This is a genomic window from Streptomyces sp. NPDC001450, assembly GCF_053597295.1.
On record NZ_JBSFHY010000002.1, the window covers coordinates 41078 to 54600 of the forward strand.

Consider the following 13523-nt stretch of genomic DNA (forward strand, 5'->3'; position numbering starts at 1 on the left):
GCGCTCAGGGCAGTGACTGCTCCGCCCAGATGATCTTGCCGTTGTGGGTGTAGCGGGTGCCCCAGCGGTCGGCGAGCTGGGCGACCAGGAACAGGCCCCGGCCGCCCTCGTCGGTGGTCGCCGCGTACCGCAGATGCGGGGAGGTCGTGCTGTGGTCGGAGACCTCGCAGATCAGGGTTCGGTCGCGCAGCAGCCGTACGCCGATCGGCCCGCGCCCGTAGCGGATGGCGTTGGTGACCAGCTCGCTCAGGATCAGCTCCGTCGTGAACGACATCTCGTCCAGGTCCCATTCGGCCAGCCGGCGGGTGACGGAGGCCCGTATCTCCGAGACGGCCACCGGATCCGACGGCACCTGCCACTCGGCGACCCGGCCGGCGCCGAGGACGTGGGTGCGGGCCACGATCAGCGCGACGTCGTCGCTGGGCCGGTTCGGGAGGCTGTCGAGCACCGCCCGGCAGGTGTCCTCGGGCGAGGCGCCGGGCGCCCGGCCGAGGGCTTCGCGCAGCAGTTCGAGACCCTCGTCGATGTCCCGGTCCCGGTCCTCCACCAGGCCGTCGGTGTACAGGACCAGGCGGCTGCCCTCCTCGAGTTCCAGGTCGGCCGTCTCGAACGGCAGTCCGCCGAGGCCCAGCGGGGGACCGGCGGGCACGTCCGGGAACTCCACGCGGCCGTCGGGGTGCACCAGCGCGGGCGGCGGATGGCCGGCCCGGGCCACCGTGCAGACCCGGGACACCGGGTCGTACACCGCGTACAGACAGGTCGCGCCGGTGACCGCGGCGGCGCCGTCGGCCGGGGTCTCGTCCTGGTCGATCCGGCCCACCAACTCGTCCAGCAGTCCGAGGAGTTCGTCCGGGGGCAGATCGAGCGCGGAGAAGTTGTGCACCGCCGTGCGCAGCCGGCCCATCGTCGCCGCCGCGTGCAGTCCGTGGCCCACGACGTCGCCCACCACCATGGCCACCCGGGTGCCGGACAGCGGCAGTACGTCGAACCAGTCGCCGCCGACCCCCGCCTGCGCCGGCAGATACCGGTAGGCGATCTCCAGGGCGCCCTGCTCGGGCAGGGAGCGCGGCAGCAGGCTGCGCTGGAGGGTCACCGCCATGCTGTGCTCACGGGTGTAACGGCGGGCGTTGTCGATGGACACGGCGGCCCGCGCGACCAGTTCCTCGGCGAGGGCCAGCTCCTCGGCGTCGAACGGCTGCGGCTTCTCCGAACGATAGAAGTTGGCCAGACCGAGGACCAGGGTGCCGGCCCGCAGTGGAACGGTGATCAGGGAGTGGATGCCGTAGGCCACGATCTGCCCGGTGCGCTCCAGGTCCTGGGCGAGCCAGCCGGGCGCCTCCCGCAGCACCGGCGCGACCACGGACTGCCCGGTCGTCAGGCTCCGGGCCTGCGGCGAGGCCCCCACGAACCGGATGCGCTCGCCCACCGGGTAGAGCGGGGCGTCCTTGCGGATGCCGCTGCAGGCCGCCCGGCGCAGCGCGGTCCCGGGCCTCGGCTCCTCCCCGTTCAGCACCGCGTCGAACAGGTCCACGGTGACGAAGTCCGCGAACCGCGGCACGGCCAGCTGCGCCAGTTCCTGCGCCGTGCGGGCCACGTCCAGGCTGGTGCCGATGCCGATCCCGGCGTCGTACAGCATGTTCAGCCGCTCGCGCGCGACCTCCGCGCGGCCCGAGAGGGCGCGCAGCTCCGTGGAGTCGCGCAGCGTGGTGACGCTGCCGGCCGGGCCGCCGCGCAGGTCGGTGGGGCGCTGGTTGATGGCCAGCAGCCGGTCCTTGACCAGATGCACCTCGTCCGTGGCGACCCGTCCGGAGGCGAGCAGCCCGGCCGTGTCGTCGTCCAGACCCAGCTCCAGCACATGACGCTGCTCGGCGTCCTCGGGCAGGTCCAGCAGCCGCTGCGCCTCGTCGTTGGCGAGCAGCAGCCGGCCGTCGCCGCCGACGATGAGCACGCCCTCCCGGACCGCGTGCAGCACCGCGTCGTGGTGCTCGTACATCCGCGTCATCTCGTACGGGCCGAGGCCGTGCGTCTGCCGCAGCAGCCGCCGGCTGACCAGGGCCGTGCCCCCGGTGGCCAGCGCGAGGGCCGCCGCGGCCGCCGCGAGCAGCAGGGGCAGTTGCTGGTCGGCGGCCCCGCCCACGTGCGCGGTGGTGATGCCGGCCGACACCAGGCCCACCACCTTGCCGCCGGAGTCCTTCACCGGTACGACGACCTGCACGAGTTCGCCGATCGTCCCGTGGATCTCCTCGACGACCGTGCCCCCGGCCAGCGCCGGAGCGATGGTCCCGACGAACTTCTTGCCGATGCGGTCCGGCTTGGGATGGGTGTAGCGGATGCCGTCGGTGTCCATCACGACGATGAAGTCCACGTCCGACCCCTTGCGGGCGGCCTCGGCCTTCGGCTGCAGGATGGCCGTCGGATCCGGGGCGCGCAGCGCGGCCGCCGTGCCGGGCGCGTTGGCGAACGTCTCGGCGACGGCCAGGGAGCGGTTGAGGGCCTCCCTGTTGCTGTCGTGCTGCACCTGGAGCACCTGCGCCACCACGGCCGACACGACCAGCAGCAGGACGATCACCACCTGGAGGACGAACACCTGCCCGGCGACGCTGCGTCCGGTCACCGCCGACCGCAGCATCCCCGGCCGGCCGCCGTTCGCGCCCGACGAGTCCTTCCGTCGGCCCTGCGGCGTGCGCGGTTGCCCGAAAGGACGGGGCGGCCGGGTCTCGGACCGGCCGGGCAGTCGCACCATGTGCCCATGTCTACACTGCCCGGCCCCGTCAGGCGAGGCCGTCGCCCAAGGTGGAAGCCGCCTGTTCCGGCGGCGGGCTGCGGTCACCTGCGGTGCGCGGTGCGGCGGGTGGTGAGGAGCAGCGCCACGTCGTCGGGGCGGTCGGTGGCGTGCCGGGCGGTGGCGGTGATCCGGTCGGCGACCCCGGCCAGGGACCGGCCGCCGCGCCGTCCGGCGGCCGCGCCGGCCTTCGCCAGCGCGAGGCGCAGCGCGTCGATGCCCTCGTCGATGTCGGCGCCGGGCCGCTCCACGAGGCCGTCGGTGTACAGGGCGAGGATCGCGTCCGGCTCCAACCACAGGTCGGTCACCGGGTACTGGGCGCACGGATCCACCCCGAGCACGACACCGCCCGGGATGTCCAGCACCCGGGTATGTCCGTCGGGGCAGCGCAGCAGCGGCGGCGGATGTCCCGCCCGGGCGGCCCGGGCCTGTCCGGTGGCCGGATCCAGACGGACGTAGCAGCAGCTGGCGAACTGGCCCGGGTCCAGGTCGATGAGCAGGTGGTTCGTGCCGCTCAGCACCTCGTCGGGCGGCCGGTCGCCGAGCGCGAAGGCGCGTACGGCGCTGCGCAGCTGGCCCATGGTGGCCGCCGCCTGCACCCCGTGCCCCTGCACATCGCCGATGACCAGCGCCAGCCCGTCCCCGGCCTCGACGACGTCGTACCAGTCCCCGCCGACGTCCATGCCCTGCGTGCCCGGCAGATAGCGGCCCGCCGTCTCCACCTGCGGGTGCGCCGACAGCCGCCGGGGCAGCAGGGCCTGCTGCAGGCCGCGGGCGAGTGCGGCCTCGGTGTCGTAGCGCTGCGCCTTCTCCATCGCGTGCGCGATCAGCCCGGCGAGCGCGGTGAGGACCGTCTGCTCCTCCGTGCTGAAGCTGCGCGACCGGTCGAAGCCGAGGATGCACGAGCCGACCGGCCGGCCGGAGGCGATCAGCGGCAGGAAGGCGCGGGCGCCCTCCTCGGCGTCCAGGGGGATGCCCGGGTAGGTGGCCGCCAGCTGGTGCATGGACTCGAAGAAGATCGGGCGCCCGGTCGTGAGGGTCTCCACGCCGGGCAGGTGCGCTTCGAGGCCGACGCCCTCGAAGGGGGCGAGGAAGCCCTGCGGGAAGCCGGTCTCCCAGGCCAGGTACAGGTGCCGGTCCTGGAGCAGGTAGATGGCCAGGCGGCGGCCGCCGAACGCGGGCAGCAGCTCCTGCATCACGACCGCCGACACCTGCCGGGCGGTCACGGCGTCCGTCAGCGCGATGGCGAGGGCGATGGGCCGGTACACCGGCGCCAGCGAGTGATCGCCGGGCACCGTGTCCAGCGGCGCGGGCGGCTCGGCCCCGGCCGGGGCTTCAGGGGAGGGTTCAGCGGGGGCGTCCACGCGGCTGGCCGGGACGAGCGTGCAGGTCAGGATGTCGGGGCCGGGATGCACCGAGAGGGCGAGCCAGTCGCCCTCACCGGTTGCCGCACGTCCGGCGGCCGGACGCCGGACGTGCACGTGCACCGGTTCCTGGGACAGCAACGCGCTGCGCAGATGGTCGTCGTACGGCGGTCCGGTCAGCCAGGGCATCGCCTCCCACAGCGGCCGGCCGAGCAGCCATGCCCGCTCCCGGCCCGCCATGCGTGCCGCGGCCGGGTTGACGTACACGAGCAGCCCGAGCCGGTCCAGGCAGAACACCCCTTGCGGCAGCAGGTCGGCCGCGCCGTCCGCGGAGGCGCCCGGGCCGGGGTCGAAGACGGTTCCGGCGACCAGGGACGCCTCGTGGGCCTCCGTCGCCGGGGACAGGTCGACGAGCCGCGGTGTCCCCTCCTGCGACCAGACGTTCAGGGGCGCGGCCGACGGCTTCCCGGCGCCCGCCTCGTGCAGCGCGGTCATGATCCGGTGCGCCTCGGCCGGGGACACGGCGTCCGCGAGCGCCGGGCCGGTCCCCGCGAACTCGGCGGGATCCAGCCCGAGCAGCGCGTACAGCCGGTCGTCCGGGTGCACCGCCGAGGTCTGCGGATCCCAGGTGAACCGCCCCACGAGCGCCTGTACGGGCCGATTGGCGGGCGGTCGTACGCAGTGGGGTTCCCCGTCCCAGACGATGGCCGCCTCGTCCCCGTCGGCGAGAGCGAGCAGCTCGGCGCCCAGTCCCTCGGCGAGCCGCGTGAGCAGTTCCCGGTCCAGCAGCTCGTCCACGGTGTCGGTCGCCGCGGGGCGCAGCACGGTGAGCACCCCGAAGGGCTCGGTCCCGCCCGGCACGGGCACGTGCACCGACCCGAACGGGAAGGGCAGACCCGCCGCGAACTGGGGATACCGGCGTGCTGTCTCCGTGGCGTTCGGCAGCACCACCTGGATGCCGAGCCGGTAGGCGTCGGCCACCGGGAAGGGTCGGCCGAGGTGCAGTCGCCACCAGGGCCTGAACAGCGGGCCGGGCAGCCCGACGAGCACCGCGAGGCGCAGCAGCCCCGGGGTGCTGGAGCGCAGGTACACGCCCGCCACGTGCGCTCCGGCCGCGCCGAGCGCGCTGGTCGAGGCGTCGACCAGCAGCGTGGTCAGCCGGGCCCGCGTACGGACCGCCGGCTCTCCGCTCCCAGCCATGGGCCCTACCTCGTCCCGTACCGCCGGGTGGATGACACAAGAATGCGCCACGTCGGTGGCGTAATGCACGTGGGCGGGAGAAGACGGTACTGCAGGGCGGCGGCCGGGGGGAGGGGCCGTGCGGACCTGGTTCCGCGCGTCTCACGCCTGTGCCTCACCCAGATGGCGGGACGCTGCGCGCTTTTGGTACCTGGCCGAAGGCGCCCCTGGGGACGACCCCTGAGGCCCCGCGTGCGGAGGACCTCTACGGCGATCCGCTGCACGGCCCGGTCCGCGCGGCCGTCGCCGACCGTCCCCCGCGGACGTGGTCCGGCTGATCACCCTGTTGGAACGCGGGCCCGAGCACGCCCGGACCACCTCGGCCGGTCCGTGGAGGACGTCACCCGCCTGGTCACCCTCCTCACCCGGCCGCCCCGCACCAGCGCCAGCGCCGACGTGAAGATCGGCGCGGCCGCCGAGTGCCGCCTGTCGCAGCCGCGCCGACGGGTCTCGGGTCGGGCCGCGGTAGCCGCTTCGACGGGCCTTCGGTCACGCGGTCGTGGGCACGCCCACCGGGCGCAGCACCAGGTGGCCGTCCATCCGGGCGGCTGCCATGGCGAACGGGAAGGTGTTCGCGCGCAGGCACATCGGAACGTCCTCGGGGTGGACACCCTTCCAGCCGAGCCGTACCCCCTCCGCGAGGCGGGCGGCGGCGTCGGAGTGCCGGGCCCGGGCCAGGTAGGGCGCGGGGTCGGCGGTGGGCGAGTCGGTGCGGGCCGCGATGTACTGGGCGCAGGCCAGGTCCTCCTCGGCCCGTCCGCCGTCCCCGGTGACGACGAAGGTCACCGTGTCCGGCCGGGCGCGCCGCAGCACCTCGGCGGTCGCCCCGGCCACCACGAAGCTCGCGCACAGCAGCAGCCGCGCGTCGGCGACCGCCAGCGCCCCGGCCGTCCCGGCGGTGGTCTTCTGCACGACCGTACGGCCCCGCACATCGAGCGAGCGCAGCCGGGCGGGCGAGTTGGCCAGGTCGAACCCCGGCACCGGCGGACCGTCCTGAAAGGCCAGCCAGCCCGGGTGGCGGGCCTTCAGCTCCAGGGCCTCCTCCTGTGTACCGGCGAAGACGATCTTCTCCGCGCCGCGCCGGAACGCCCAGGCGGCGACGGTGAACGCGCGCATGACATCGACGACCACGGCGACGTCGGGGGAGGTCGGCCGTTCGGGGATTCCGGTGAAGGTGGGCTGCATCGCTCCATGGTGCGGCAACCGGCCTTCGTGCAGCGCGAGTTCAGTACTCCGAGGGTCCGGGCGGCAGCGTGCGGGCGGCGCGCAGGCTGCGCAGCGCGAGGAGCAGGACGGCGATGTCGTCCAGGTAGACCGGGTCGGGCAGCAGGTCGGTGGGCAGCACCAGATACAGGACCGCGCCCCAGAACACCCAGCGCGGCCCCGTGGGCAGCCCGGCCCGCTGCAGGGTCCGCCGGGCGGTCACCAGTCGCACCAGCAGCCAGACGGCGACGCCGAGCAGCAGCGCCGCGACGACGGCGACGATCACCAGCAGGGTCGTCGTGGAATCCATGCGGCCTCCTGTCCCTCCTGGCTCACGCCGGGTCGGTGGTGTCCGTGCCGTCGCCCCCGGGGGAGGCGTCCGGGCGCGAACCCTTCGTGCTGAACTTCAGCCGTTCGAAGGTGCGTGTCAACTGCTGCAGCGCGGACGGGGTCCGGGCGCCGGGTTGTTCCTGCCGGCGGGGCAGGGCGTGCGGAGCGGGCGTGTCGCGGTAGGCGGCGAGGGCCTGGTGGGCCTGCTCGGCGGCTTCCCGGTACAGGTCCCGGGACTTCGTCATGGCCTCCAGCGCCTCGGCGTACATGGCGACGAGCCGCCGTTCGCGCTCCAGCTCCTCCTGGAGGGTCAGCAGGGTCCAGTTGTCGCGCAGGTCCGCCAGCGCCTCCGCGGCGCCCTGCGGCAGGGGTCGGGGCAGGGCGGCGAAGTGCCGCAGGGCCGCGACGAGTTCGGCCGGTTCGGAGCCGTCCAGGAAGACGGTGCGCACGCTGTGCTCCTGGCGGTCGTAGTCCTTTGGCGCGGGGTCCGGGGGCAGCAGCACGGCGCCGCCGCGCGGCACCTCGACGCCGAGGTCCTTCAGCGCCCAGTTGACGGCGCGCAGTTGCTGCGGCGCGGCCCGGTGCTCCAGCACGCGGTGCCGCAGTCCGGGCGGCAGCTGCTGGGCCAGCGGCAGCCGGCCGCGCTCCTCCGGGGTCATCGCCTCGTGCACGACGAGGTTGACGCACCAGGCCTCGCGGGCCGCGTCCCGCAGCCGGCGCCGCATCTCCTTGTCGTCCTCGGGGAGCGCGTTCACCTGCCGGAAGCGCAGGCCCGCGACGGTGGGGTGGTGGTCCCAGGCGCCGTCGGTGCCCTCCGCCGGCCCGGCCTCGGGCCAGAACAGCGTCGCCGGCGAGGGCCAGGCCTCGTTCCAGGGGCGCTCCGCCTCCGCGACGAGCGTCCACTGCCGCCCATCCGGCCGGTCTTGCAGCGGTACGAGCGTGAGCCGGGCCCGGACGGTCACCGTGCCGTCGGCCCGCCAGCGCGCCTCGAAGATCCGTTCGGGGGAGTCCTCGGGGGAGCCCTCGGGTGCGGGTGGCTCGGCGAAGTCGTCGATGTCCCCGCTGTCCTTGTGCCGGCGCAGGGTGCGGCGGACGACGTCCTCGGCGGCGGGACCGGTGTGGCGGCCGCGGGCCGCCCAGAGGGTCTGCGGGATGGTGGCGCGGTCGGTGGCGGAGTTCGACATGGGCCAATCTGCTGATGGGAGCGGGTGCGCCTTCCAGTATCACCACTCGGGCACGGTACAGGTCGGGCGGGTCCCAGGGGCGGCGCGCCGCCGCGGTCTCGCGACCCGCGCACGGGGTGTGCGCCCCGCACCCGGGGTGCGCGCCGCACGCCTCACACGACCGCTGTTCACACGTCCCCGAACCGTCCCCCGGTACCGAAAACTGTCCGTCGAACGGGGTCCGCCCACCCATCCGCTTAGGGGTAGGCCCCGTTCACCATGTGCGGTGGGCCTGTGGCGTCGCGCGCAGGACGGCCACACCGCCTCGGTACACAGCTCGATATATATCGGCTGACGAGATATCCTGCTCGCATGGCATCGAGGAACATGACCCGACCGGCGTTCTTCGTCCTCACAGCACTCGCCGACCAGCCGCGGCACGGCTACGGCATCCTGCGCGAGGTCGAGGAACTGTCCGACGGGGAGGTGCAGTTGAGGGTCGGCACCCTCTACGGGGTGCTGGACCGGCTGACCGCGGACGGACTGATCGTGCTGGACCGGGAGGAGGTGCAGCAGGGCCGCCTGCGGCGCTACTACCGGCTCACCGAGGACGGAGTGGCGGCCCTCGACGCGGAGGCGGAGCGCATGGCCGCCGGCGCCGGGGCCGCCAAGCGGCGCATCGCCGAGGGCCGCCGGGCCGCCGCCCCGGCCGACACCGCCCCCGTACCCCCCACGGCACCCGGACTCGCGGGAGGCTTCGCATGACCACACTCCTGGAATCCCGCTACCGGACTGTGCTCCGCCTCCTCCCCGCCTACTACCGGCGCGAACGGGAGGAGGAGATGGTCGAGACGTACCTGTGGGACGTCGACCGCGACACTCAGGACCAGAGCCGGCCCAGCCTGGGCGAGGTGGCGAGCATCGCGGCCCTCGCCGTGCGCAGCCGGCTGGGAGCGCCCGGGGCGCCGCGCCGCTACGTCCTCCTCGGCTCGACCGTCCGGCTCTTCGCGCTGTTCGCCGTGCTGATCCAGGCGGCCGCAGGGGTCGTCGAGCTGGTCCTCGAAGTGACCTGGGCCGCCGGCCGGGGCGGCACGGGGCGGCACCTGTTCCTGGCGCAGTTCACCGACCAGGGACTGCTCACCGCGGTGGTCACCGCCGCCCAGTGGATCCTTCCGCTGCTGTGGACGGTGGCTTACTTCGCCCTCCTTTACGACCGTCGACGCCTGGCCCGGACGGCCGCGCTGCTCGCCGCGCTGCCCACGCTCTGGCCGCTGCTCGGCCCGCTGACGGGCGCGATGGTCCCCGCGGACCCGGCGTTCGCCACCGCCTTCGGGCTCCTGGCCTGGCTGCCGGCCCTCGCGCTGTGCGCCTCCCACCACCGGGACGCACCCCCGGCCCGGCTCCCCGCCGGCTCACCCGGGCTGGTCTTCATGACCGCCTGTGTGGTGATGGGGGCGTCCATCGTGGTGCTGCCCGCCCTCCCCGACCTCGCGTGGGCGCCCGCGAGCTGCTTCGTCGTGGGAGCCCTCGGGTGGCTCCTGTACCAGGCCCGGAGCGGCGACCGTACGACGCCCGGCGGCGCGCTCGCCCTGGCCGCGCTCGGCCTGCTGATCCTGGCCGTGCGGATCGTGGCTCTCTATCCCTGGCTGCACCTGCCCGCGCCCGCCGCATACGTCGGTGGTGGTCTCGCGCAGACGGCCGCGCTCGCTCTGCTGACCGTGGCGCTCGCGGTGGTCGGCCGCCGGGACCTGGTCACGGCCGAGCCGGGCCTGTCGTGACCGGCGTGCCCCGGCTCAGTGCGGGAACGCCCGGGGCGGCCGCTGACGCGGCAGCCCGTCACGGAACCCGGCGATGACCGAGCTGATCTGCCGCATCAGCATCGTGCCCTCCAACCGGTCGAGGTAGAGGTTGGCACGGGCCAGCGCGGGCAGGTCGACGCAGAAGTAGAGGGACATCAGCGGGTTGACGAACAGCTCGCTGTCCCGGGTGCGCTCGGTGAACCGCACGTCGCCGAAGTCCCCGCGCACGGCGGCCGCGACCGAGCCGTGGACGATGCTGGGGTAGCTCTCGTGGGACTGCTGGGCGTGCGCCACCGCGTCGAGATAGAGGGCGCCCTCCTGGCTCTCGCGGGGGAGCGAGAACGCTCCCAGGTAGGCGCCCTCGCGGTCCAGGGCGGCCAGGTTCTCCAGGAACAGGGAGTGGTTGACGCCGTGGTAGGCGTCCACCCCGAAGCCCAGGCAGGCCACCAGACGGTGCGGGACCTCGTCGAGACCGGCGACGGCGGCCAGGCTCGCCATGTCCTCCTCCGGCGTGCCGAGGCCGTGCTCGTCCCCGCGCATCAGGATGTCGGTCCCGCCGTCCACCAGCACGACGGCGTCCACGCCGCCCAGATGCTCGAGGAGCGCCCGGTAGGCGGCGCGCAGCGGCTCGACACCCGTACGGGGGAAGGCGTACACGGTGTCGGGCATCCCCTGCTCCCCGAGCCACCGGGCGAGCGCGCGCTCGGGGAAGTAGTCGCCGCGCAGCGGGGTGTCCGGGCGGACGGCGGCGACGTCCTCCTCCACCCAGGTGTCCAGGCTCAGGCCGTACAGGTCGGAGAAGGACAGGTTGGCCAGATGGACCTCCGCACCGGCCGACCGCAGTGCGAACGCCAGCGGCAGTCCGGCGTAGACGTCGAAACCGCCGCCCGCACCGGCGACGAGGATTCGGCGCGCCTCGCGCAGGCGGGTGAAGAAGAGGGGCTCACGCAGGGAGAACACCTCAGGACCCTAACAGGGGCCCTGGGAGGCATCGTTGGACTCGTGACCGAAGCTTCCCAGGGCACTCCCGGGAATCAGGCCCCGCTCTCCCGGAGCATGTCCTCGCGCTCGACGATCTTCACGCGCTCACGGCCCTGCGGCTCGCCCAGCGCCCGCTCGGCGGCGTCCAGCTTGTACCAGCCCTCCCAGGTGGTGAAGCGGATCTCACGCTCGGCGAGGAAGGCGTCCACGGACTCCGGCGTGGGGGAGTCCGGGGTGTGCAGACGGCCGTTCGCGAAGTCGTCCAGCAGGTTGGCCACGGTCTCGTTGGCGTCGCCCTTGGTGTGGCCGATCAGGCCGACCGGGCCGCGCCGGATCCAGCCGGTGACGTACGTCGACCGGAGGTGGTTGCCGCTCTCCTCGACGACCCGGCCGCCCTGGTCCGGGACCGTGCCGGACTCGATGTCCCAGGGCAGCTTGGGCAGCTTGTCGGAGAGGTAGCCGACGGCGCGGTAGATCGCGGTGACGTCCCAGTCCTTGAACTCGCCGGTGCCCTTGACGTTGCCGGTGCCGTCGAGGGCGGTGCGCTCGGTGCGCAGGCCGGCCACCTTGCCGTCCTCGCCGAGGATCTCCGAGGGCGACTCGAAGAAGTGCAGGAACAGCTTGTGCGGCCGGTCGCCGGCGTCCCGGATCGCCCAGTTCTCCAGGGTCTTGGCGACCATGTCGGCCTGCTTGTTGCCGCGCCGGGTCTCGATCGAGCCCGCGTCGTAGTCGATGTCCTCGGGGTCGACGATGACCTCGATGTTGGGGGAGTGGTCCAGCTCGCGCAGCTCCATCGGGCTGAACTTGGCCTGCGCGGGGCCACGGCGGCCGAAGACGTGGATCTCCACGGCCTTGTTCGCCTTCAGTCCGTCGTAGACGTTCGGGGGTATCTCGGTCGGCAGCAGCTCGTCCGCCGTCTTGGCGAGGATCCGGGCCACGTCGAGCGCCACGTTGCCGACGCCGAGCACGGCGACCTTCTCGGCCTCCAGCGGCCAGGTGCGCGGGACATCCGGGTGGCCGTCGTACCAGGACACGAAGTCGGCGGCGCCGTACGAGCCGTCCAGCTCGATGCCCGGGATCGGCAGCTCCCGGTCGGCCGTGGCGCCGGTGGAGAAGATCACCGCGTCGTAGAAGGAGCGCAGGTCGTCCAGGCCGATGTCGTTCGGGTAGTCGACGTTGCCGAACAGCCGGATCTGGGGCTTGTCGAGCACCTGGTGCAGGGCGGTGATGATGCCCTTGATGCGCGGGTGGTCGGGCGCCACGCCGTACCGGATCAGGCCGAACGGGGCGGGCATCCGCTCGAAGAGGTCGATGGAGACGCCGGGTTCGGCGGCCACCTCGGACTTGAGCAGGGCGTCGGCGGCGTAGATCCCGGCGGGGCCGGCTCCGACGATGGCTACCCGCAGGGGGCGCGGCATGATCAGTTCCCTTCGAGCGTGATCAGATACTCGAGTGGGAAGCCTAGACTAAGGCAGACCTAAGTTAGTACACGGGTCTGGTCTATGACCCCATAAGTGGATCTTATGACTTATCCAGGGGGCTCTTATGGGGGTCTCTTGTCCGGGGCCTCTTGCGGAGGAGGGCGCGCGGGGAGAACAACCCCTACCACTACGCCAAGACCGCCGCCGAACGCGCGGCCTGGGACGCCGACGCGGCACAGGACCGCTGGCGCGTGGTGTCCGTCAACCCCGGCCTGATACTGGGCCCTTCCCTCACCCCCTCGTCCGAGTCGGGCAGCCTCTTCCTCCTCGACGAGCTGTTCAAGGGCTACTTCTGCTACGGCGCCCCCGACTTCAGCTTCACCACGGCCGACGTGCGGGACGTGGCCGACGCGCACATCGCGGCCGCCGAGGAACCCGGGGCCAAGGGCCGCTGCATCGTGGCGGCCGAGACTATGACGTCGTTCCGCGAGATGGCACGCATCGTCCGCACCCGTCACCCCTACGACCCGCGTCTGCCGCGCACCACGCTCCCGCACTGGCCGGGCCGATGCCGGCGCGCCCGCGGCATCACGCCGGCCGGATCACCCGGTGGACCGCCGCCTCCCCGGCGCCGTAGATCGACTCCTCGCGGATGTACGACCCCGGGCCCGGCGCATGGATCATCATGCCGTTGCCGGTGTGCAGGCCCACATGCCGGTCGTCGTCGAAGAAGAGGACGAGGTCACCGGGTTCGAGACCGGCGAGCGTGACCGGCGTGCCACTGAGCGCCTGCTGGTGCGCGGCCCGCGGCAGCGTGACCCCGGCCGTCTTCCACGCCGCCTGGGTGAGGCTGGAGCAGTCGTACGAGTCCGGCCCCATCGCACCCCACACACACGGCTTCCCGATCTGCGCCCGAGCGAAGGCGATGGCCTTCTGGGCACGTAGGGCGCGGGGCGACTGCGGGGTGGGGGTTACGGGTGCGTACGAGCCCGTGTCGGTCGTGGGGGTGGTGGTGACAGGTGGGGTGAAGGAGCTGGTGTCGGTCGGGAGGGGTGCGGCAGCGGCTGGGGGTGGGGTGAAGGTGCCGGTACTGGCGGCGACGGGTGCGGCGAAGGAGCCGGTTTCTGCGATGGCGGGCGGAGTGAAGGAGCCGGTGTCGGCCGGAAGAGGCGCGGTGAAGGAGCCGGTGTCGGTCGGGAGGGCTGCAGTCGGAGGCGCGGTGAAGGAGCCGGTGTCGGTCG

The 13523-nt window shown here is 73.4% G+C and carries 10 protein-coding genes and 1 pseudogene; 3 read left to right on the forward strand and 8 right to left on the reverse strand.

From position 1 onward, the window contains the following. Positions 1–4 precede the first annotated feature (4 nt). From ACWC5O_RS02040 to ACWC5O_RS02060, 5 genes are all read right to left on the reverse strand, one after another. Entirely contained in the window at positions 5–2629 is a 2625-nt protein-coding gene (locus ACWC5O_RS02040) for a SpoIIE family protein phosphatase (RefSeq protein WP_450582238.1), read from the reverse strand. Positions 2630–2826: 197 nt separating this feature from the next. Then, positions 2827–5346 carry a SpoIIE family protein phosphatase gene (locus tag ACWC5O_RS02045; RefSeq protein WP_450582084.1) on the reverse strand — a complete coding sequence of 840 codons (2520 nt, stop codon included), beginning with the start codon at positions 5344–5346 and terminating at the stop codon, positions 2827–2829. 528 nt (positions 5347–5874) lie between these two features. Then, positions 5875–6570: a 2-phosphosulfolactate phosphatase gene (locus ACWC5O_RS02050; RefSeq protein WP_450582082.1), complete on the reverse strand. Its 696-nt coding sequence runs from the start codon at positions 6568–6570 to the stop codon at positions 5875–5877. A 40-nt stretch (positions 6571–6610) separates the two neighbouring features. Next, positions 6611–6898: a DUF1232 domain-containing protein gene (locus ACWC5O_RS02055; RefSeq protein WP_450582080.1), complete on the reverse strand. Its 288-nt coding sequence runs from the start codon at positions 6896–6898 to the stop codon at positions 6611–6613. Between the two features lie 22 nt (positions 6899–6920). After that, positions 6921–8102, reverse strand: a complete 1182-nt coding sequence (locus ACWC5O_RS02060; protein WP_450582078.1) for a hypothetical protein — start codon at positions 8100–8102, stop codon at positions 6921–6923. 366 nt (positions 8103–8468) lie between these two features. On the opposite strand from ACWC5O_RS02060, the gene ACWC5O_RS02065 reads away from it, so the two are divergent. Beyond that, positions 8469–8846, forward strand: coding sequence for a PadR family transcriptional regulator (locus ACWC5O_RS02065; protein ID WP_450582236.1), 378 nt, complete (start codon positions 8469–8471; stop codon positions 8844–8846). Beyond that, positions 8843–9859, forward strand: coding sequence for a hypothetical protein (locus tag ACWC5O_RS02070; protein ID WP_450582076.1), 1017 nt, complete (start codon positions 8843–8845; stop codon positions 9857–9859). Before ACWC5O_RS02065 ends, ACWC5O_RS02070 begins: the two co-directional genes overlap by 4 nt. Positions 9860–9874: 15 nt before the next feature. Here the strand turns inward: ACWC5O_RS02070 and ACWC5O_RS02075 are convergent, their stop codons facing one another. Beyond that, positions 9875–10840, reverse strand: a complete 966-nt coding sequence (locus ACWC5O_RS02075; protein WP_450582075.1) for a DUF1152 domain-containing protein — start codon at positions 10838–10840, stop codon at positions 9875–9877. Between the two features lie 74 nt (positions 10841–10914). Next, on the reverse strand, positions 10915–12279 hold the full coding sequence (locus ACWC5O_RS02080; protein ID WP_450582073.1) for an FAD-dependent oxidoreductase: 1365 nt from the start codon (positions 12277–12279) through the stop codon (positions 10915–10917). A 173-nt stretch (positions 12280–12452) separates the two neighbouring features. Between ACWC5O_RS02080 and ACWC5O_RS02085 the strand changes: the two are divergent. Next, a pseudogene (locus ACWC5O_RS02085) lies at positions 12453–12851 on the forward strand (NAD-dependent epimerase/dehydratase family protein); the annotation flags it as partial. 19 nt (positions 12852–12870) lie between these two features. On the opposite strand, the gene ACWC5O_RS02090 reads toward ACWC5O_RS02085, so the two are convergent. Then, positions 12871–13523 (reverse strand): C40 family peptidase (locus ACWC5O_RS02090; protein WP_450780890.1); only part of this gene is annotated, 653 nt, incomplete at its 5' end.